At 55.3% G+C, this 20,675-nt stretch carries 19 protein-coding genes; 15 read left to right on the plus strand and 4 right to left on the minus strand.

What is annotated here, in order from left to right:
• The first annotated feature begins 10 nt into the window (after nt 1-10).
• On the plus strand, nt 11-760 hold the full coding sequence (locus F3J41_RS08305; protein ID WP_166710640.1) for a DeoR/GlpR family DNA-binding transcription regulator: 750 nt from the start codon (nt 11-13) through the stop codon (nt 758-760).
• Between the two features lie 149 nt (nt 761-909).
• On the opposite strand, the gene F3J41_RS08310 is transcribed toward F3J41_RS08305, so the two are convergent.
• The 3 genes from F3J41_RS08310 to F3J41_RS08320 all read right to left on the minus strand — a co-directional run bounded on the left by F3J41_RS08310 (nt 910) and on the right by F3J41_RS08320 (nt 3,313).
• Complete coding sequence (locus F3J41_RS08310) at nt 910-1,347, minus strand: VOC family protein (protein WP_071813625.1); 438 nt, start codon at nt 1,345-1,347, stop codon at nt 910-912.
• 511 nt (nt 1,348-1,858) lie between these two features.
• A complete protein-coding gene (locus F3J41_RS08315; RefSeq protein ID WP_021508779.1) occupies nt 1,859-2,269 on the minus strand; it encodes an ASCH domain-containing protein in 411 nt (136 codons plus the stop codon).
• A 153-nt stretch (nt 2,270-2,422) separates the two neighbouring features.
• The gene (locus F3J41_RS08320) at nt 2,423-3,313 is read right to left on the minus strand and encodes a DMT family transporter (RefSeq protein ID WP_233209809.1); all 891 of its coding nucleotides are present in this window, start codon (nt 3,311-3,313) and stop codon (nt 2,423-2,425) included.
• Between the two features lie 106 nt (nt 3,314-3,419).
• Here F3J41_RS08320 and F3J41_RS08325 point away from each other — a divergent pair, with 106 nt between their 5' ends.
• From F3J41_RS08325 to F3J41_RS08350, 6 genes are all read left to right on the plus strand, one after another.
• Nucleotides 3,420-4,754, plus strand: coding sequence for a PLP-dependent aminotransferase family protein (locus F3J41_RS08325; RefSeq protein ID WP_166710642.1), 1,335 nt, complete (start codon nt 3,420-3,422; stop codon nt 4,752-4,754).
• A gap of 473 nt (nt 4,755-5,227) precedes the next feature.
• Entirely contained in the window at nt 5,228-6,214 is a 987-nt protein-coding gene (locus tag F3J41_RS08330; protein WP_132463481.1) for an autoinducer 2 ABC transporter substrate-binding protein, read from the plus strand.
• A 253-nt stretch (nt 6,215-6,467) separates the two neighbouring features.
• The gene (locus tag F3J41_RS08335) at nt 6,468-7,988 is read left to right on the plus strand and encodes a sugar ABC transporter ATP-binding protein (RefSeq protein WP_166710834.1); all 1,521 of its coding nucleotides are present in this window, start codon (nt 6,468-6,470) and stop codon (nt 7,986-7,988) included.
• Nucleotides 7,981-8,970: an ABC transporter permease gene (locus F3J41_RS08340; RefSeq protein WP_136546598.1), complete on the plus strand. Its 990-nt coding sequence runs from the start codon at nt 7,981-7,983 to the stop codon at nt 8,968-8,970. Before F3J41_RS08335 ends, F3J41_RS08340 begins: the two co-directional genes overlap by 8 nt.
• 1 nt (nt 8,971) lies before the next feature.
• Nucleotides 8,972-9,925 carry an ABC transporter permease gene (locus F3J41_RS08345; protein ID WP_166710644.1) on the plus strand — a complete coding sequence of 318 codons (954 nt, stop codon included), beginning with the start codon at nt 8,972-8,974 and terminating at the stop codon, nt 9,923-9,925.
• 28 nt (nt 9,926-9,953) lie between these two features.
• A complete protein-coding gene (locus F3J41_RS08350) occupies nt 9,954-11,594 on the plus strand; it encodes an FGGY-family carbohydrate kinase (protein WP_058776185.1) in 1,641 nt (546 codons plus the stop codon).
• Nucleotides 11,595-11,649: 55 nt separating this feature from the next.
• Here F3J41_RS08350 and F3J41_RS08355 read toward each other — a convergent pair whose 3' ends face one another.
• A complete protein-coding gene (locus F3J41_RS08355) occupies nt 11,650-12,057 on the minus strand; it encodes a Rid family hydrolase (RefSeq protein WP_104093494.1) in 408 nt (135 codons plus the stop codon).
• A 251-nt stretch (nt 12,058-12,308) separates the two neighbouring features.
• Between F3J41_RS08355 and F3J41_RS08360 the strand changes: the two genes are divergently transcribed.
• From F3J41_RS08360 to F3J41_RS08395, 8 genes are all read left to right on the plus strand, one after another.
• Nucleotides 12,309-13,247, plus strand: a complete 939-nt coding sequence (locus tag F3J41_RS08360) for a GlxA family transcriptional regulator (protein ID WP_166710646.1) — start codon at nt 12,309-12,311, stop codon at nt 13,245-13,247.
• Between the two features lie 151 nt (nt 13,248-13,398).
• Entirely contained in the window at nt 13,399-14,214 is an 816-nt protein-coding gene (locus tag F3J41_RS08365) for an SDR family oxidoreductase (RefSeq protein WP_150058823.1), read from the plus strand.
• 56 nt (nt 14,215-14,270) lie between these two features.
• The gene (locus tag F3J41_RS08370; protein WP_021508768.1) at nt 14,271-15,032 is read left to right on the plus strand and encodes an SDR family oxidoreductase; all 762 of its coding nucleotides are present in this window, start codon (nt 14,271-14,273) and stop codon (nt 15,030-15,032) included.
• 45 nt (nt 15,033-15,077) lie between these two features.
• The gene (locus F3J41_RS08375; protein ID WP_166710648.1) at nt 15,078-16,280 is read left to right on the plus strand and encodes an MFS transporter; all 1,203 of its coding nucleotides are present in this window, start codon (nt 15,078-15,080) and stop codon (nt 16,278-16,280) included.
• 289 nt (nt 16,281-16,569) lie between these two features.
• Nucleotides 16,570-17,568: an ABC transporter substrate-binding protein gene (locus tag F3J41_RS08380; protein WP_059010044.1), complete on the plus strand. Its 999-nt coding sequence runs from the start codon at nt 16,570-16,572 to the stop codon at nt 17,566-17,568.
• Complete coding sequence (locus F3J41_RS08385) at nt 17,568-18,605, plus strand: iron ABC transporter permease (protein WP_166710650.1); 1,038 nt, start codon at nt 17,568-17,570, stop codon at nt 18,603-18,605. Before F3J41_RS08380 ends, F3J41_RS08385 begins: the two co-directional genes overlap by 1 nt.
• On the plus strand, nt 18,605-19,366 hold the full coding sequence (locus tag F3J41_RS08390; protein WP_166710652.1) for an ABC transporter ATP-binding protein: 762 nt from the start codon (nt 18,605-18,607) through the stop codon (nt 19,364-19,366). The genes F3J41_RS08385 and F3J41_RS08390 overlap by 1 nt, the downstream gene beginning before the upstream one ends.
• 11 nt (nt 19,367-19,377) lie before the next feature.
• Nucleotides 19,378-20,628 (plus strand): MFS transporter, encoded by a 1,251-nt coding sequence (locus F3J41_RS08395; protein ID WP_166710654.1) that lies wholly within the window; start codon nt 19,378-19,380, stop codon nt 20,626-20,628.
• The last annotated feature ends 47 nt before the right edge of the window (nt 20,629-20,675 follow it).

Here is a 20,675-nt window from a genome sequence, read left to right on the forward strand (position 1 = left end):
GCGGGTAATTATGCTATCGAGCCAGCGTAAACAACAGATTCTGAAGATTCTGGCGGCTGAAAATCAGGTGATGTCAGGTGAACTCAGTCAGCGTTTCGGCATATCCGAGGACTCAATACGCCGCGATTTGCGGGAGCTGGCCGCTGAAGGACTGTTACAGCGCGTGCACGGCGGCGCGCTGCCGGTTTCAGCCGCGCTGGCATCCTTCGAAAAACGCAAAAACGTGCAAATGAGTTCCAAGCAGTGTGTGGCGCAAAAGGCGGTGAAGCTGATTCAACCCGGTCAGGTGGTGATTATTGACGGCGGAACCACCACAGCAGAACTGGTGCAGTTACTGCCAGCAGACCTGGCTTTCACGGCGATCACCCACAGCCCCGGTATTGCAGTTGCGCTGGTGGATTTTCCGCGGGTAGAAGTGATAACCCTGGGCGGGCTGCTCTATCGCCACTCGGTGGTCGCGGTGGGATCGGCTGTCCATGAGGCGGCTGCGCGTATTAATGCTGATCTGTTTTTCATGGGCGTTACCGGCGTGCATAAAACCGCCGGTCTTACGACCGGCAACTATGAAGAGGCCGGCATAAAACGCGCGCTGGCGGGGAGAGCCGCCGAGACCGTTGTCATGGTGTCAAAAGAGAAACTCAATTCCGCCTCTGCCTTCGCGATTGGGGATCTGGAGCTGGCCAGTACGCTGATTGTCGATGGCGAGCCTGATAAAGAGCTGCGCATGGTTTTAAAGCAGAAGCATGTCTCGCTGTTGTAGTGCTAATCAGCGTGTTTTTGCAAAACAGATCGGTTCATGATCTTCTATGGCCTGCCGGGTAAAGCGATCAATGTCGGCTGTGTGTCAGAAGCGGACGTCGAAAACGTCACTGTTTTAATTAGTGGATAACAGATCGTAGTTTATGGGCTTCAATGACTAAGCTCCATTAATTCAAGCGTCTGACCATCAGGGCTTTGTAAATATATTACTCTGGTTCCCTTCATCGGTCCTGACAACACTGTCTGAGGTTTACCCGGCGTCTTCCAGCCATAGTCTGATACTTTGCTCAACAGTGTATCAAGATCTTCAACTGTAAAAGCAAGGTGAGCGTAGCCTGGGATATAAGGTGCTGAAGGTTCTGCTGGCTGCTCAATATTATTATATTGTAGTAATTCAATTTTGATACCAGCCAGTTCAAGCAAAGCCATCCGTACATCAGCTCCCCTTGCACCTGTGACTTCATCGATTATGGGTCCAGACATTTTTCCTTCGCGTAATAATTCACCTCCAAGGATATGAGTCCAGAAGAATACGGAGTCTTCAATGTTTTTAACTGAAAAACCAACGTGATTAACACTTAAGATCATTCGATTACCTGCTGAGTTTCGAAAGTTGACCATCCAACTATATGAAAAGAAAGCTTTATTGCTACACAATAAATGCGATGGGATTTGTACAGGAACAAGCACTATGCAATTCGGTTTAAACTATGTATTTACGATTCATACACAGCAACAGATGTACAGAAACCAGCTCCCGTTAATAAATAAGCAACCATGCTATAAGCCTTAATGCCGTTCAGTTAAGTCCCAAATTCACTTACCGCACATTTCGTAGCGGCGCGATTAATCGCGCCTACTAATAGCAGCACCGTGCCCATCAATGCTTCGCGCAATAAATTGCGCCGCTACAAAAAAGTGCCTGCTGTTTACTCTCAATTGATAAGCATTATGCTATAAGCCTGCATTTTTTGTCGATAAATAGCTGATGACCGCTTCGCGCTCATAGCAGAAATGGACTTGTGCTAAGTCCTCTGTAGGCTAAAAGCGGACATTATTATTGATGGCCGCCGATAAAATGCTGACCTTTTGCCTGATCTTACAGCACTTCTACCACTTCAAATTCTTCAGCAATCAACTCCATATCTTCTGAAAAATGACCTTCACGGCTAAAAAAGCGCTGGTGTTCTTTCTGCCAGAATTCAAGACTTAAATCGCCTTCACCTTCTTTGCGGGCAAACGCTTCTGTAACATCACAAAAACGCACCAGCCGCAGTGAAATCAATCTGATCACACAGACCGGGGTATTCTGACCATCAAGAATAATGTTATAGCTCCCAATCTTCGGAGCAGACTCCTCCTGCTGGTAAGCGGTAAACGATCCGCAGGAAGCTGTTTTGATGCCTTTTTTTACCAGTTCTGCCAGCTTGCTGGCCAGTTCCGCGCTGTCACCCATTTGCCAGGCATCTGCGCCAGGATACTTCACTTTTATTTCCTCAACCGCAAACATGAAAATTCCCTCAATCGTCGGTGAATGAAAAGTTAAATCGTTTATAGCATGAACTGTTCCGGTATTGAGAATCAGGCTGATCGTCGCATATCGTGGTTCACTTTTTGCCCAACGCGGACACTTACGTAAATCCAGACGACAGGAGGCTAAGGACTAATCTGCAAACCTGCGCGAGCCAACGACACACAGGATCACGCCCAGTGTTATGAGAATCATCATCGGCCTTACCGTTTCAGACAGTAATGTTGCTGAGAGTCCGAGACCAAAGAATGGCTGCAGCAACTGTAATTGTCCCACAGCGGCGATGCCGCCTGCAGCCAGTCCCCTGTACCAGAAAATGAAACCAATCAGCATACTGAACAGCGATACATATCCCAGTGAAAGCCACGCCTGCAGGCTTATTTCGCCCATGTTCTCCGGCAAGGTCTCCAGGGTGGCAACAAGCATCAGCGGCAGGGACATAATCAGTGCCCAGCAGATAACCTGCCATCCTCCCAATTCACGCGAAAGCTTTGCACCTTCGGCATAGCCGAGGCCACACACAATCACGGAAGCCAGCATCAGAAGATCGCCGGTTACTGATACAGAACCTTTCTGGAGTAGGGCAAATCCCATCACCAGCAGGCTGCCGGCGACTGAAAAAATCCAGAAAGCCAGCCTGGGCCTTTCGCCTCCTCTGACAACGCCGAAAATAGCCGTCGCCATGGGTAGCAGACCGAGGAAGACAATCGAGTGGGCCGAGGTAACGTGCTGCAGCGCCATGGCTGTCAGAAGAGGAAAACCAACCACTACACCTGCAGCAACGACAACCAGAGAAATCAGCTGATGCCGCTGAGGACGAGCCTGACTTAAAAAGAGAATCAGCATAATGGCCAGTACACCGGCAATTGAAGCGCGTGAAAAAGTCAGAAAAAAGGGATCCATTTCCCGCACTGCTATGCGTGTTGCGGGCAAAGAGCCACTGAAGATGATCACGCCGGTCAGCCCGTTCAGCCAACCTGATTTCAGGCCAGAATGTGTATTTTTTACCCTGGTAACTGTCACAACAGACCTCATTAAGTTCGATAAATGATTTAACAGATAACGTTGACAGCCCCCATGCTAAGTACCAGCATTCAGGACAATCAAATAATTGTCATAGATACAATTCATGAAAGCTCGATACAAAGTCATCGTGGATGAATTCGCTTCCGCGATACGAACAGGCGCGCTCCTGCCGGGCGCCCGCCTGCCTACCCACAGAGCGCTGTCGGCTGAAAAGCACGTGTCACTGGCAACGGCTACCCGCGTTTACGCTGAGCTGGAAGCCATGGGGCTGGTGAGCGGAGAAACCGGAAGAGGAACATTTGTCAGGGAAATTTCGCTGCCCGCCGGGCTGGGTTTGGATCAGTACGCAGTGGCGTCTGACGTGCTCGATCTGAACTTCAACTATCCTACGCTACCGGACCAGGCGGAACGGTTACGCCAGGCAATGCGACAGCTGGCCACATCTGGCGATCTGGCTTCACTGTTGCGTTACCAGCCGCACGCTGGCAGGCAAAGCGACAGGGAGACAATCGCGTTATGGCTCAATGCCTCCGGCATGACCACGTCTGCTGATGAGGTTTTGATTGTAAATGGCGCGCAGCACGGTCTTAGCGTTGCTGTTATGGGGCTGCTGAAACCCGGGGATGTGGTGGCTGTAGATGCTCTGACCTATCCTGGCTTCAAAGCCCTGGCCAGCCTCTATCATCTGGAGCTGGTGGCGATACCCGCTGATGCCAGTGGACCGGACCTGACGGCATTCAGGCAAATCTGCCAACGCCGGCGCCTGCGCGCGTTGTATACCATGCCAACACTGCATAACCCGCTTGGCTGGGTTATGAATGATGCCCAGCGCAGGGAGCTGGCCCGGATTGCCAGAACGTTCGATCTTCTTATCATCGAAGACGCGGCCTATGCATTTCTTGTCCGTCGTCCACCGCCGCCGCTTGCCACTTATGCGCCCGAAAGAACCGTTTATGTTACCGGTTTTGCTAAAAGTGTCGCCACTGGCCTGCGCGTCGGTGCCGTGGTGTGTCCCGCTGAAATGCGAATTGCCCTGGAGCGAGCCATCAGGGCAACGACCTGGAATACTCCCTCCCTCATGGTTTCGATTGTCTGCGACTGGATTAAAGATGGCACACTTAAACGCTTTGAGGCGCTGAAAAGACGGGACGCGCGTCACCGGCAGGCGCTGGCGCGCAAAATACTTGTGAACTGTGAATGGGTAAGCCATGACAACTCTTACTTTATCTGGCTATCACTGCCTCAGGAAGTAAGGGCTGACAGGCTTGTTCACCGATTGATGCAGCAACATATCTCTGTTTCCACAGCAGAACCCTTCAGCACCTCAAACTGTGTGCCGCATGCTATTCGTCTGGCTCTTGGCTCAGTCACGATGAATCAGCTGAGCGAGGCCCTGGCGAAAATTAAAGAGGCTATTGAGTATGAGATTGATCTTTGAGCGCTGTCCGCTCCTCGCTCATAAGGAATTATAGCTGCGTGCATGTCCGACCTGCCTCTGGTGCGGATGTGGTTTCATCGTGCCCGGGCATCTGCACAGGCAGTGCAAAACCTCTGCGCCTGCTCCCGTGACGCTGTTCACAATCCGTGCAATTTAAAAGACACCGCGGTGACTTTTCAGTCGTAAAACTCTTAGCGTGGTGTTTTATATGTAACTTTATTGTTAATAATTAGATGTTTTAATGTTGCAAAATAGCAGTGAAAGCTATCATAAAGCTCTAAATCGTGCCAGAATCCTCTATCTATTAACATTTATTTAACATTTAAAATTATATAATTTAACATTTATGGGCTTTGCTCACATTTCCATCACATCTGCGCGAAAACCTATGTACGGGTAAGTTAATCTCTGAGCGTGAATTAAATAGCAACCGCCTGTTCCCTATATCAGAACCTCATCAGAAAGGTACCAAAATGAAATTTAACCTCGCATTAGTCAGTGCATGTGTGGTTTCAGCGTGCATGTTATTCACAACACCCTCATTCGCTGCCAAACCTTACGATATCGCCGTGGTGGCCAAAGTTACCGGTATTCCGTGGTTCACACGCATGGAAGTCGGCGTAAAAGAAGCCGCACAGAAACTGGATGTCAACGCCTATCAGGTTGGCGCCTCGACGCCCGATCCGGCGCAGCAGGTCAAGGTGATTGAAGATCTGATTGCAAAAAAAGTTGACGCCATCATTGTGGTGCCAAACGATGCCAAAGTACTGGAGCCGGTACTGAAAAAAGCGCGCGACCAGGGCATCGTGGTATTAACCCATGAATCGCCGGACCAGCAAATTGGTCAGTGGGATGTCGAAACCATCGACAGCCAGAAATATGCGGAAGCCAATATGGACGAGCTTGCAAAAGATATGGGTGGCAAAGGCGGTTATGCCATTTATGTCGGCTCTTTGACCGTGCCATTACATAATGCGTGGGCCAATGCGGCAATCAAATATCAGAAAGAAAAATACCCGGACATGCATGAAGTCACGTCACGCCTGCCGGTGGCAGAAAATATTGATAAATCATACTCCACCACGCTGGATTTAATGAAAACCTATCCTGATCTGAAAGGGATCATCGGTTTCGGCTCGCTCGGTCCGATCGGTGCCGGCCAAGCGGTTCAGCAGAAGCGCGCGAAAAATAAGATCGCGGTTGTCGGTATCGCAATGCCGGCTCAGGCTGCGCCATATCTGATGCGCGGTGACATCAAAAAAGTCCTGCTGTGGGATCCAAAAGATGCCGGTTACGCCCTGGTTTCGGTCGCCGATCAGCTGCTGCAGGGTAAAGAAGTCACTCAAGACCTGAGCATTGAAGGTCTGGGCAAAGCCGACGTCGATATGGATAAGAAAGTGATTCGCTTTAATAAAATTCTTGAAGTAACGCCAGAGAATGCGAAATCACTTGGCTTCTGATCAGAATGTTTAACACCTTAATTTAACGGAGATAGATTATCTCCAGCGCCACACCAGGCAAATAGAAACAGATACGGCGTTGTATGTTGTGCTGTATCTGAACTTCTACTCAGAAATTGAAAACATATACCCTGAATAATTCGCGTCAGGCGCGGCGAAAGTCAGTGAAATTCGATGAGATATAAATGATTCGGATAAGCGAGCATCGCCAACACCCGGCTGGAAATAGGATGGGCAGGCTTAAGGATCTATGATGAATACGCTCAGCACGTCCCCCGCCAATGCTGAGGCCTTTATCAGCCTCGAAAAAATCAGTAAAAAGTTCCCCGGCGTATTAGCTCTGGATAATGTCAGCCTGACGCTGAATAAAGGTGAGGTGCATTGTCTGGCCGGGCAAAATGGCTGCGGCAAAAGCACCATAATTAAAGTCATTTCCGGGGTTTATCAACCGGAAAAAGGCGCGGCCATCACGCTGGACGGAAAACTCTTTCATACCCTGACGCCGCAGCTGTCTTCTTATTACGGCATTCAGGTTATTTATCAGGATTTGTCGTTATTTCCCAATCTGTCAGTCGCCGAAAATATCGTTATTCACCGCTATTTACCGGGCGGTGATTTCTGGGTACATCGCGAGTCAATGCGCAAAAAAGCGCTGGCGGCGATGCAACGGGTCGGCGTTGCTCTGGATCCGGATCGTAAAGTTGAAAAGCTGTCGATCGCCGACCGCCAGTTAGTGGCAATATGCCGTGCCATCGCTGCTGACGCCAGTCTGGTGATCATGGATGAACCGACGGCGTCACTGACCCGCAGCGAGGTGAATGGTTTGCTGCGGGTGGTGAATGAACTCAAAGCCGCCGGTATCTGCGTGGTGTTCGTTAGTCACCGTCTCGATGAAGTGATGGAAGTCGCCGATCGTATCAGCGTCATGCGCGACGGCAAACTGGTCGGCACCTATCCGGCCAGTGAACTCGACAGCCATGAGCTGGCGTTCCTGATGACCGGGCAGCGTTTCACCTACAGCCATCTGCCGCACCGGGCGCCCGCCGATGTGACGCCACTGCTGGAAATCAGCCAGCTGAGCCGCAAAGGGCAGTATCACAATATTTCGCTGTCGCTGCGCCAGGGAGAAATCACGTCGATTATCGGCCTGCTCGGTGCGGGCCGCACGGAACTCTGTCTGAGCCTGTTTGGCATGAGCCAGCCGGACAGCGGAGAGATCCGCATTAACGGCAAGGTGGTGAAATTCCACTCTAACCGCGACGCCATTCGTCACGGCATCGCTTATGTGTCGGAAGACCGACTGACACAGGGGCTCATCATGGATCAATCCATTTATGACAACACGCTGGTATCGATTTTCGACAAGCTGCATACCGGCGCCGGATTGATGGATCACCGCAAAGCCGCGGCGGTAGTTAAGGACCTGATCCGTGACCTGAATATAAAAGTCCCGGACAGCAGTTTACCGGTTAAAACGCTCTCCGGCGGCAATGCGCAACGTATCGCCATCGCCAAATGGGTGGCGACGCGGCCCCATATCCTGATCCTCGATTCACCAACGGTAGGGGTGGATATTGCCAATAAAGAAGGCATTTACCGCATTGCCCGCGACCTGGCGGAATCCGGCATGGCGGTGCTGATGATTTGCGATGAAATCCCGGAAGCGTATTACAACAGCCATCGCGTGCTGGTGATGCGCAAAGGCGAACTGGTAGCGGAGTTCGCGCCGCACCAGAGCAGCGAAGCGCAGATTGCGGAGGTGATTAATGGGTAACAAATCGCTATCGAAACTGTTTACCCAGCACGAATTCTGGCTGGGATTACTGGTGCTGCTGCTGGTGGTGGGTCTGAGCGCCAGCAGCAGTGAATTTATGACGCTGGGTAACCTGACAGACGTCGCCACCAGCTATGCCATTCTGGGCATTCTGGCCTGTGGACTGTTTGTGGTGCTGATTGCCGGCGGCATCGACATCTCCTTTCCCGCTGTCACCTCCATCGGTCAGTACGTGATGGCGAGCTATATCATTCATCACGGCGGCAGCTTTCCGCTGGCGTTTGCCATGTCGATGGGGATCGGGTTGCTGCTCGGCCTGGTCAATGGTTTTCTGGTGTACTGGCTACGCGTGCCGGCCATCATTATCACCATCGCGACACTCAACCTGTTTTACGGTTTGCTGGTGTATCTGACTAACGGCACCTGGTTGTACGGTTTCCCCGACTGGTTTATGAACGGGATCAGCTGGTTCTCGTTCACCGCCGCCGACGGTTACGACTATGGCCTGACCCTGCCGCTGCTTTGCCTGCTGGGGGTGATCATCGTTACCGGCGTCCTGATGAATCGCACCCGCGTGGGCCGCCAGATTTACGCCATGGGCAGCAACCGTGACGCCGCATCGCGTCTTGGTCTGAACATCCTGCGACTGCATTTTTACGTTTACGGTTTTATGGGATTGCTGGCGGGTATTGCTGCCGTGGTACAGGCGCAAATTACCCAGTCGGTGGCACCTAATTCCCTGCTCGGTTATGAACTGACGGTGCTGGCGGCTGTGGTATTAGGCGGCACCAGCATGAGCGGCGGGCGCGGCTCGCTAACCGGCACCATTCTGGGCGTGATGCTGCTGGCCTTCCTGCAAAATGGCATGACCCTGCTGAGCATTTCATCTTACTGGCATCAGGTGTTCAGCGGCGCGATCATTCTGGTCAGCATTAGCAGCACCGCGTGGAACGAAAAACGCAAACTGGCGAAGGGGATGTGACATGACCACCTTAAACCGATTCTTCCCCGGCGACCGCATCATCCGTTTGCAGTTGCTGATCATTGTGGCCGTTGCCGTGCTGTTCTCCTTTACGCTGGGTGGCAGCTTTTACAGCGTCGGCAATTTCCAGTCGATCTCCTCGCAGTTACCGATTCTGGGCATGCTGGCGCTGGGGATGGGCATTACCATGCTGACCGGCGGGATCAACCTTTCGATCATTGCCGGTGCCAACGCGTGTTCGCTGGTGATGGCGGCGATTCTGGTGGCGCATCCGAACCAGCCGGAATATGTCGCGCTGGCGCTGCTTGCGGGTCTGGCGGTGGCGCTGGTGATTGGGGTGCTCAATGGCGCGCTGATCGCCTTTATCGGGGTTTCACCGATTCTGGCGACCCTCGGCACCATGACGCTGATCGCCGGACTGAATATTCTGCTGACCAACGGCGCGGTAATTTCCGGCTTCCCGCCGGTGATTCAGTACCTCAGCAACGGCAGCCTGCTGGGTATTCCGGTCGCCCTGGTGCTATTCCTGCTGGTGGCAATGCTGCTGTGGGTGTTTCTGGAACACACTACGCTCGGCCGCAGCCTGTATCTGATGGGTTCCAGCGAGCAGGCGACGCGGTTCAGCGGGGTCAACACGCATAAAGTCACCATCGCGGTGTACGTCCTTTCAGCTCTGCTGGGGTGGGGCGCGGCACTGCTAATGATGTCCAAATTTAACTCGGCACAGGCTGGCTACGGCGACTCCTATTTGCTGGTGACCATTCTGGCCTCGGTGCTTGGCGGCATTAACCCTGACGGCGGTTTTGGCCGGGTGATTGGGCTGGTGCTGGCGCTCATCGTGCTGCAAATGCTGGAAAGCGGCCTGAACCTGATGGGCGTCAGTAGTTACCTGACCATGGCGCTGTGGGGTTGTGTCCTGATCCTGTTTATCGCTCTGCAAAACAGAAAATCATAAGCGAAAGCTTTTCAAGAAAGGAAAGAACATGGCGAGTTATTTTATTGGCGTCGACGTAGGAACCGGCAGCGCCCGCGCGGGCGTCTTCGATATGACTGGCCGTATGCTCGGCCAGGCCAGCCGGGAGATCACGCTCTACCGCCCGAAAGCTGATTTTGTTGAGCAATCCTCTGATGAGATCTGGCAGTCCGTGTGTAACGCGATTAAAGACGTGGTCAGTCAGGCGGATATCAACCCGATTCAGGTGAAAGGCATCGGTTTTGACGCCACCTGTTCGCTGGTGGTGCTGGATAAAGAAGGCAAACCGCTGACCGTCAGCCCGACCGGGCGCAGCGAGCAGAACATTATTGTCTGGATGGATCACCGCGCTATCACGCAGGCAGAACGCATCAATGCCACCGGCCATCGCGTGCTGGAGTTTGTCGGCGGGATTATCTCGCCGGAAATGCAGACCCCCAAACTGCTGTGGCTGAAACAGCACATGCCGACCACCTGGAGCAACGTCGGGCATCTTTTCGACCTGCCGGATTTTCTCACCTGGCGTGCCACCCAGGATACTACGCGATCGCTGTGCTCAACCGTCTGCAAATGGACCTATATCGGCCATGAAGACCGCTGGGATCCGAGCTATTTCCGCCAGATTGGCCTGGAGGATTTACTGGAAAACAACGCGGCAAAGATCGGCAGCGAAGTGAAAACCATGGGTGAGCCGCTGGGGCATGGCCTGACGCAGCGCGCCGCCGCAGAGATGGGGTTAATGGCGGGCACGGCGGTCAGCGTTTCGATTATTGATGCGCACGCCGGCAGCCTCGGTATTCTTGGTGCCAGCGGCGCATCCGGCGAATCAGCGGATTTTGACAACCGCATTGCGCTGATTGGCGGCACGTCCACGGCCCATATGGCGATGTCGCGCAGCGCACGTTATATCGGCGGCATCTGGGGGCCGTACTATTCGGCGATTTTGCCGGATTACTGGCTGAACGAAGGCGGGCAATCTACCACCGGCGCGCTGATTGACCACGTGATTCAGTCGCATCCGTGTTATCAGGACCTGCTCAAGCAGGGCAAAGACAGCGGCAAAACCATTTATGAAGTGCTCAACGGCATACTGCGCAAGATGGCGGGTGAACCCGAGAATATTGCCTTCCTGACCAAAGACATTCATATGCTGCCGTATTTCCATGGCAACCGCTCACCGCGTGCCAATCCGACCCTGACCGGCACGCTGACTGGCCTGAAACTGTCACGCACGCCGGAAGACATGGCGCTGCATTATCTCGCCACCATTCAGGCGCTGGCGCTTGGCACTCGCCATATTATTGAGACCATGAACCAGAGTGGTTACTGCATTGATACCATTATGGCCAGCGGGGGCGGCACCAAAAATCCCATCTTTGTACAGGAGCACTCCAACGCGACGGGCTGCGCGATGCTGTTGCCGGAAGAGAGTGAAGCCATGTTGCTCGGCAGCGCGATGATGGGCACCGTGGCGGCGGGTGCGTACGACTCTTTGCCCGAAGCAATGGCCGCCATGAGCCGCATCGGTAAGACCATCACGCCGCAGACCAACAAAATCAAAGAGTATTACGACCGTAAATACCGCGTATTCCATGAGATGTACCACGACAGCATGAAATACCGGCAGCTGATGCAGGGAAAAACTGAATAAATCCGGAAGAAGCAGGGCTGTAATCACAGCCCTGTGACGTAAGCGGCGGTTGCGGTTATTTTTGCCCATCCGCCTGAAGCACCCTTTTCGCCACAATCCGCATTTCCACCAGGGCGTTTTCAGGAATGAAATCTGATACGCCGATGGCAGACCATGCCGGGTAGGGGGCTTTGATATACACATCTTTGACCTTAGAAAATATCCCGATATGTTTTTTAAGATCGATATGAAAGGTGGTCATCTCCAGTATATGTTCATAGCCCAGTCCGGCAGCGTTTAAATACACACCCAGCTTATAAAACGCATCATGGAATTGTTCTTCAGGATGGGTACTTATCGGTTTGTCTTTCCGCGCTGCCGTCACACCGGAAAGATACAGGGTGCCATCGGCTTCGATAACGGGAGAGAAGTGCCAGTCATGGTAATAGTGCTGAAATTCTTCAGGAACGATCGATTTTTTCATGGTTTTTTCTCTGGTTGATGACCTGGGCAATGGCCGCCTGTTTAAAACCCTATGCCTGGCGAACTGCCCGATCGGGTACTCTTAACATAAAACGGCGCAGAAGATCCGCAGCAGGTCGGTGTCATCGCCTTTTTTATTTTTCCGCAGGTGATACCGCTGAGCGAAATCGGGTTATTGTCATGGCTCACCCTGCTTAACATCAGGCCGGACACAGTGTGGCAGACGGTGCCGGACGACTGAAGGAGACGACGATGCACCGGGTAGGTTTACTGATTTCCGATTATTTCCAGGTTCTGGGATTATCCACGCTGAGTATTTTTGAGTTTGCCAATCAGGTAAACGGCGAACCGTTTTACCACTGCACGGTTTATTCAGAGCGCGGTGGCACGGTGCAGTCCTCTTCCGGCTTCGGCGTGGACAGCCAGCCGATTCATGCAGAGATGGAAATGGATACCTGGCTGGTCGCAGGCGTAATGACGCCGCTGGAGCTGCCGGCCACAGCGGGCATCGTTGATTTTCTGCAGTTGCACGCACCCCGGGCCCGACGGGTGGCCGGGATCTGTACCGGCGCATTCGTGCTGGGGCAGGCCGGTCTGTTATCGGAGCGCCGTGCCACTACGCACTGGGTACATGCCCAGAGTCTGCAACTGCTGCACCCGACGACGCGGATAGAAGAAGACCGCATCTTTATTATTGACGATCACATCTGGACCTCGGCAGGACTTACCGCGGGGCTGGATATGGCGCTGGGAATGGTGGAGAAAGATCTCGGTGCCGAAGTGGCGCGCAGCGTGGCGCACCTGCTGGTCATGCATCACCGCCGCTCCGGCGGACAGACGCAGCACTCTGAGATGCTGATGCTCTCTCCGCGCAGCGACCGGCTGCAGTCGGCGCTGGAATATGCGCGCAACAATCTCAGCAAAGCGCTGACCATCGAAGACCTTGCGGATGCGGTTCACCTCAGCGCGCGGCAGCTCAGCCGCCTGTTCCGTTCTGAGACGGGCAAGTCGCCAGCCAAAGCCATTGAGGGATTACGACTGGAAAACGCCCGCTTGCTGATCGAGCAGAGCAGGCTGCCAATGGAGGTGATAGCTCGTGAATCCGGCTTCCGCGATCGCCGCCATATGCGGGAAGTGTTCATTCGCGGTTACGGCATCCCGCCGCAGTCGCTGCGCACCGGTAAAGCCTGACGCGCGCTGTCACGCCTGAACGCCTTCTGATCATGATGGCCGGCATCCCGGTCATCATGTTGTCCGAAATCACGACCTTTCTCGTCAGCCGCGCCGGTGCGCGACTGCGTACTATGAATTCACCAACCCGATAACTGACAAGGTGAATATCATGACGCAGCAGACACACACCAACCGCGGCACTGCCGTTGTCACCGGTGCCTCTACCGGTATGGGCGCACTGTACGCCGGCCGCCTGGCACGCATGGGCTATGACCTGATCATCGTGGCCCGCAATCACAACCGGCTGAACCAGCTGGCTGAACACATCACCACCGACAGCGGCCGCAGCGTGGAAGTCATCACCGCGGACCTGGCCGATGCCGCACAGCTGAACGCGCTGGAAGAGAAGCTGCGTCAGGACGCGAGCATTACGCTGCTGGTGAATAACGCCGGCATCGGCACCCATACCCCATTGCTGGACAGCGACGTGGCGCAGATGAACGCCATGATAAATCTCAACGTTATCGCGCTGACCCGCCTGACCTATGCGCTGGTGCCAGGCATGGTGGCGCGCGGACGCGGCGCCATCATCAACATCGCCTCGATCGTCAGCATTGCGCCTGAGCTGCTGAACGGTGTTTACGGCGGCAGCAAGGCTTACGTGCTGGCGTTCAGTCAGTCGCTGCACCATGAACTGGCCGGTAAGGGGATTCAGGTGCAGGCCGTACTGCCTGGCGCTACCGCGACGCCGTTCTGGGATAACGGCGGTCTGCCGGTTGACCAGCTTGACCCGAACATCGTCATGAGCGCGCAGGAGATGGTTGATGCGGCGCTCACCGGCTTCGCCCGCGGCGAGCTCGTTACCATTCCGTCCCTGCAGGACGAAGCGCTCTGGACCCGCTATGAGCAGGCGCGTCAGGCCATGATGCCGCACCTCGGCAGCGACGCGCCGGCTGAACGCTATCGGCCCGTCTCTGTGCACTGAACGCCCCCTTATTCAGAATCGCAATCCTAATAACTGTCCCATTAAGGAATCAGATCATGAAACTGACCGATAACACCATCTTCATCACGGGCGGCACTTCTGGCATCGGCCGCGCAATGGCAGAAAAATTTCATCAGCTGGGCAACCAGGTGATCATCTCCGGACGCCGCGAGGCGCTGCTGCAGGAAGTCACCGCCGCCAGTCCGGGCATGGACTATGTGGTGCTGGACGTCACGCGCGCCGACAGCATTCAGGCCGCCGCACAGAGCGTGCTGGAACGCTATCCGGCCCTGAACGTGGTCATCAATAATGCTGGCATCATGCCGTTTGATAATGCGGCGGGCGAACTGGATGACGCGCAGGCGGTGACGCTACTGAACACCAACATTCTGGGACCGGTGCGCGTCAGTGCGGCCTTTATCGAACACCTGAAGCAGCAGCCGGACGCGGTGCTGATTAATAACAGCTCGGTGCTGGCCTTCCTGCCGCTGGCGACCAACGCGCTTTACTCGGCCACCAAGGCCGCGATTCACTCCTATACCCTGTCGCAGCGTTTCCTGCTACGTGATACCGGCGTGCAGGTCATCGAAATTTCACCGCCGTGGGTGGATACCGATCTGATTTACAAAAGTGGCGACCCGCGCGCCATGCCGCTGGACGCCTTCATCAGCGAGACATTTGAAAAGCTGGGTACCGACACCATCGAAGCGATTGTCGACCGCGTGCTGCCGGTGCGCGATAACCCGGGCGCGAACGAGCATACGCTGGTGAATCAGTTCAACCAGTCTGTAGCGGATAACCCGATTCCTGTTCAGTAAACATTTCAGGGGCACCGCCCCTGAAGTTTATGCCGGAGAGACATAATGAACGCTGTCATCACCTCTTCCCAGCGCCGCGCGCTGCGTGCGCTGAGCATTGCCTACTTCGTACAGGCTACCGGCGCGCTGTCTGTCGCTGGCAGTCTGCCGGCCATCTCTGCAGCCTGGCAGCTGACTGATGCGCAGAGCGCGCGCTTACTGAGTGTTTTCGGACTCACCTTCGCGCTGGCGGCTCCGCTGGTGCAGGTGCTGTTTGGTCACCTGCACCTTCGCCGGCTGGTGCTCACCGGCATTGCACTGTTTAGCCTGGGCGCCTTCGCGTTTGTGCTGTCGCCGGGCTACAACGCACTGCTCGCCTCACGTATCCTGATGGGGGCAGGCGCCGGGTTCATCGGTCCGGTGCTGGTTGCGCTGGGCTCCGAACTGGTCCATGAACAGCAGCGCGGCCGGGCCATCGGCATGGTGCTGCTCGGGGTATCGATGGCAAGCCTTGCCGGTATTCCGCTCGCCGCCTGGGTAGCCAGCCTGTGGGGTGCGAAAGCCCTGTTTGTGCTGGTCGGATTGCTAAGTCTGCTGAGCGGGCTGAATATTTTGCTGACGGTGCCGGATGACAGTGCCGGGACGCGCATCCGCCTGCGTGAGATGGCCGGCGTGCTGGCCGATGGCAAATACCTGACGGCTTTCCTGGTGGTGTTTTTTATTACTTCCGGCGTTTACAGCTTTTACGCTTTTATCGCGCCGCTCATTCGCGACACCTACACTGGCGGCACGCATGCGGTCTCCGCAGCGCTGGCCGTGCTGGGCGTTGCCGGCGTGCTGGGCAATCTCTGGGTCACCCGCGCGGCGACACGCTTTACCGCTGAGAAGCTGCTGCTGAGCGGCATGACGTTGCTCATCGTCGATACGGCGCTTATCGCCGTGCTGCCGAAAGCGCTGGGCGTGCTGCTGGCGGCACTGGTGGTCTGGGCGTTTGCCACCGATCTGCTCTGGCCCAGCCAGCAGCGCCGGATCGTCGAGCTGGCATCAGTCCGCCATCGCGGCATTGCGCTGGCGCTGACCAGTGCCTTCATGTTTGGCGGTATCGGCTTTGGCTCGGCGGTCGCATCATGGATATATCCACTGGCCGGCTTTTACGGGCTGATCGGCATGTCGGTGGTCTTTATTCTGCTGGCGATGCTCAGTCTGCAGCTGTCAGAAAAGCGCAGGCAACCGGTAAACATCGCTGAGTGCGGTCAGCGTCAGGCCTGAATCGGTGGACGCCGCTTACCCGGTGCCGCGAAGCGAATGCTGGCCTGGCACGCTCTGCGCATTAAACGTGTGACGTCAGCGGGGAAGGGGACCGGCTGGCTGCGGACAGGCTTTTACCGAACGTCCGGTATGCGATCCTGGCAGGTCCATGACGATGATAACTCTGGGAAACAATCTCCCGTTGACACCTTAAAATGCCCATTGTATAAAAGCCCGCTTCGTTAATGAGTTTCATTTGCATTAAAGCGGCGCGGGCTTCTCAAAACAATATCAATGGGGATAGGGGTTAATGAAAAAGGTCATCTGCACGTTATGTTTGGTGTTTGCATCGGTTAGTTCTGCGCTGGCCACCACCTATCCTCTCACGATTGAAAACTGCGGCTATAAAGAGACCTTCACCAAACCGCCTGAGCGCGTGGTGGCGCTGGGGCAAAATACCGCAGAAATTTTGCTGCTGCTCGGCCTGCAGGATAAGGTCATCGCCAGCGCGTTCTGGCCAACTAAAGTGTTGCCACAGCTGGCTCAACAGAATGCAAAAATCAAAACGCTGACGGTAGAAATCCCCACCCTCGAATCCGTGCTGGCGCAAAATCCGGACTTCGTTCCTGCCCAGACGCCGCTGCTGCTGGGACCCGAGAGCAAGGTGGCAAAACGCGAAGATTTGATCACCCTTGGCGTGAACAGTTATGTGTCGCCAGGGATGTGCGCCACCAAAAAAGCCGCAGGGGATATGTATGGCAGTCGCCAGCAGCTGTGGGATATGACGTACCTGTATCAGGAGATTCAGGACTTCGCCAAAATTTTCAACGTGGAAGATCGTGGCCAGGCGGTGATTGCCGATTTCAAAAAACGTGAAGCGGCACTGCGTCAGGAGTTTGGTAGCAGCAAGAAAGATCTCTCGTTTGTGTTTTGGTTCTCAAGCTCGTCACCGTCTGCGGATGCCTATGTGGGCGGTAAAAACAGTCCATCCGGATTCATCGCCAGCGTGCTGGGCGGGCATAACGCCATCACTTCAGAGACCGAATGGCCGACGGTCAGCTGGGAGAGCATCATTGCTGCCAATCCGGATGTGATCGTGGTCTCCAGTCTCGATCGCAATCGCTGGGCGCTGGATAAAGCCGAAGAGAAAATCAAATTCCTGAAAAGCGATCCCGCCGTCAGCCAGCTGGATGCGGTGAAAAAAGGCCACATCGTGGTGATGGATGGCCAGGCTATGAACCCGACCATCCGCACTATCTACGGAGCCGAACAGGTGGGTGAGCAGCTGAGAAAACTGGAACTGAACTGATGACCATCGCTGTTGTTCAGGCGCGACAGGGGCTGTTCCTGACCGCCTCGCTGGTGGCTGCCGTGGCGTTATTATTGCTGGTGATTGCGACCGGTGTCAGCGTCGGGGAGCTGTCGATCCCGCTGAAAAGCGTCTTTTATGCCATTAGCAATAAAATGGGGCTCACGCACGTTCCCCTGAGCCGCATCTATGAAAGTGTGATTTGGGACTTTCGCCTGAGCCGGGCGCTGGTGGCGGCATGCTGTGGCGCCGGATTGGCGATTTGCGGTGCCGTTTTGCAAAGCCTGCTGAAGAATGCGCTGGCTGAGCCTTATGTGCTCGGTGTCTCTGCCGGTGCCTCCACCGGGGCGGTTTCTGTCGTGGTGTTGGGCATCGGCAGCGGGGCCGTCTCGCTGTCGGCGGGTGCCTTTGCCGGCGCCTTCACCGCCTTTGCCTTTGTCGCTTTTCTGACGAAAGGGGCACGCGGCGGTAATGAACGCACCATCCTGGCCGGCGTTGCGGCTTCCCAGCTGTTTAATGCCATCACCGCTTACACTATCAGCACCTCTGCCAGTGCGCAGCAGGCGCGCGATGTGATGTTCTGGTTGCTGGGCAGCTTCAGTGGCGTGCGCTGGCCGGAACTCCAGCTGGTGCTGGTGGTGGTGACCATCGGACTGGCCATTTGCCTCTACTATTCCCGGGCGCTGGATGCGTTCACCTTTGGTGACGATGCGGCTGCCTCGCTGGGTATTGCAGTGCCTCAGGTGCGCCTTGCACTCTTTATCACCACCGCGCTTATCACCGCCACCATCGTCAGCATGGCCGGTTCGATTGGTTTTATTGGCCTGGTGGTGCCGCATGTCATGCGTTTCTTCTTTGGTCCGCTGCATCGCACGTTACTGATTGCCAGCGCACTGGCCGGTGCCATTCTGATGGTGCTGGCAGATATTGCTTCACGCCTGCTGATTGCCCCGCAAAACCTGCCGGTAGGCGTGGTGACCGCGCTGGTTGGCGTACCGTTCTTTGCGGTGATTATCTGGCGTTCGGGGAATAAATAATGAGTATCTCCGCTGACAACATTAGCTGGAAGGTCGGAAAAAAGGTCATCGTCGATAACGTATCGCTGCACATTTCCCGTGGTGAAACGGTAGGGCTGATTGGTCCAAATGGCTGCGGCAAATCTTCCCTCCTGCGCATCCTCGCCGGTCTGCGGCGCCCGGATGCCGGCTGTGTGACGCTGGACGGGCAAAATATCGCCCGCATCGCCCGCAAACAGCTTGGTCGTCGGGTGGCATTCGTCGAGCAGCACGGCATGACCGACGCCAATATGCGTGTGCGCGATGTGGTGAAACTGGGGCGCATTCCGCATCATTCGCCGTTTTCCAACTGGAGCGCGCACGATGACGAAACCGTGACGGCCGCTCTGCAGCGCGTGGACATGCTGGAGAAAAGTGAGCAGGGATGGCTGAGTCTCTCCGGTGGCGAACGTCAGCGTGTGCACATTGCCCGCGCACTGGCGCAAACGCCGAGCGAAATTCTGCTGGACGAACCGACCAACCATCTGGATATCCATCATCAGATGCAACTGATGCAGCTGATCAGCGAGTTACCGGTTACCAGCATTGTCGCCATTCACGATCTCAACCACGCATCGATGTTCTGTGATTCGCTGATCGTGATGCAGAACGGTCAAATCATCGCAACCGGCACGCCGCAGGATATCCTGACCGAGGCGCTGCTTTGGCAGGTATTCCGGGTGAAAACCAAAATTGAGATCTCCCGCTTTCATGGCAAGAAGCACATTCATTTCATTCTTTAGGGTCAGGTAGCATGCTTCCGTTCTCGCTGCGTCCTGTCTCTACCCTGCGCCCGGGCGTTTTGCTGGGCAGCCAGTTTGTTTTCAACATTGGCTTTTACGCGGTCGTTCCCTTTCTGGCGATATTCTTACGCGATGATATGTTGCTCTCCGGCGGCGTTATCGGGCTGATTCTGGGATTACGCACGTTCTCCCAGCAGGGGATGTTTCTGCTGGGCGGTGCGCTCTCTGACCGTTACGGCGCAAAGATAATTATCCTGTGTGGCTGTCTGGTCCGGATTGCGGGTTATCTGTTGCTGGCGCTGGGGCAATCGCTGTGGCCGATTATTCTGGGTGCCTGTCTGACAGGCATCGGCGGTGCGCTGTTTTCCCCGTCAATTGAAGCGCTACTGGCCAAAGCGGGAACGCAAAGCGAGGCGCAGGGCAAGCGCGGCCGCGCGGAGTGGTTTGCGCTGTTTGCGGTGTGCGGCGAACTCGGTGCCGTACTGGGTCCGGTGGCTGGTGCACTGCTGACCGGATTCGGTTTCCGCCAGGTGGCGCTGGCAGGGGCCGCGGTCTTTGTCATCGCGCTGATTGTGTTGTACTTTTTTCTCCCTGCTACAGGTAACAGCAAACAGGCGCTGAAAATTGTCCCCTGGTGGATGACCTTCCGCCAGCCGCGTTTTGTCGCTTTCATCGTGGCTTACAGCTCGTGGCTTTTGAGCTACAACCAGCTGTATCTGGCGTTGCCAGTGGAGATTCGGCGAGCAGGCGGCAGCGAGAAAGATCTCGGCCCGCTCTTTATGCTGGCCTCGGTGTTGATCATCGCTTTTCAGCTGCCGCTGGCGCGCTTTGCACGACGTGTGGGGACGGTAAAAGTTTTACCGGTGGGTTTTTTGCTGCTCTCCGCCGCGTTTGCCAGCGTGGCCCTGTTCGCGTCAACCACGCCGCCTGACGGCTGGCTGCGATTGATCCCTGCGGTGTGTCTGGTGACGTTTTTGACATTCGGCCAGATGCTGCTGGTGCCGTCGGCCAAGGATTTGATTCCCCGGTTTGCCGACCCCGCGACGCTGGGTGCACATTACGGCGCCCTTGCCACCGCCGGCGGCTTCGCGGTGCTGGCCGGAAATTTAATGTTTGGTCCACTGCTGGACAACGCGCTTGTCCCTTCAACGCAGGCTATTTATCCCTGGCTGCTGCTGGCGCTGTTTCCCCTGTGCAGCGCCGTTGCCATGACCGTGATTTGTCGCCCGCTGCGCAGCGCGCCGATCGGGAAACCTGAATAACCGTTGCTGCCATTCGGGTTATACCGCCGCGGTGCTGTAGCCTGACG

It is taken from the genome of Pantoea sp. Ap-870, assembly GCF_011752515.1.
Classification (GTDB): Bacteria; Pseudomonadota; Gammaproteobacteria; order Enterobacterales; family Enterobacteriaceae; genus Pantoea; species Pantoea dispersa.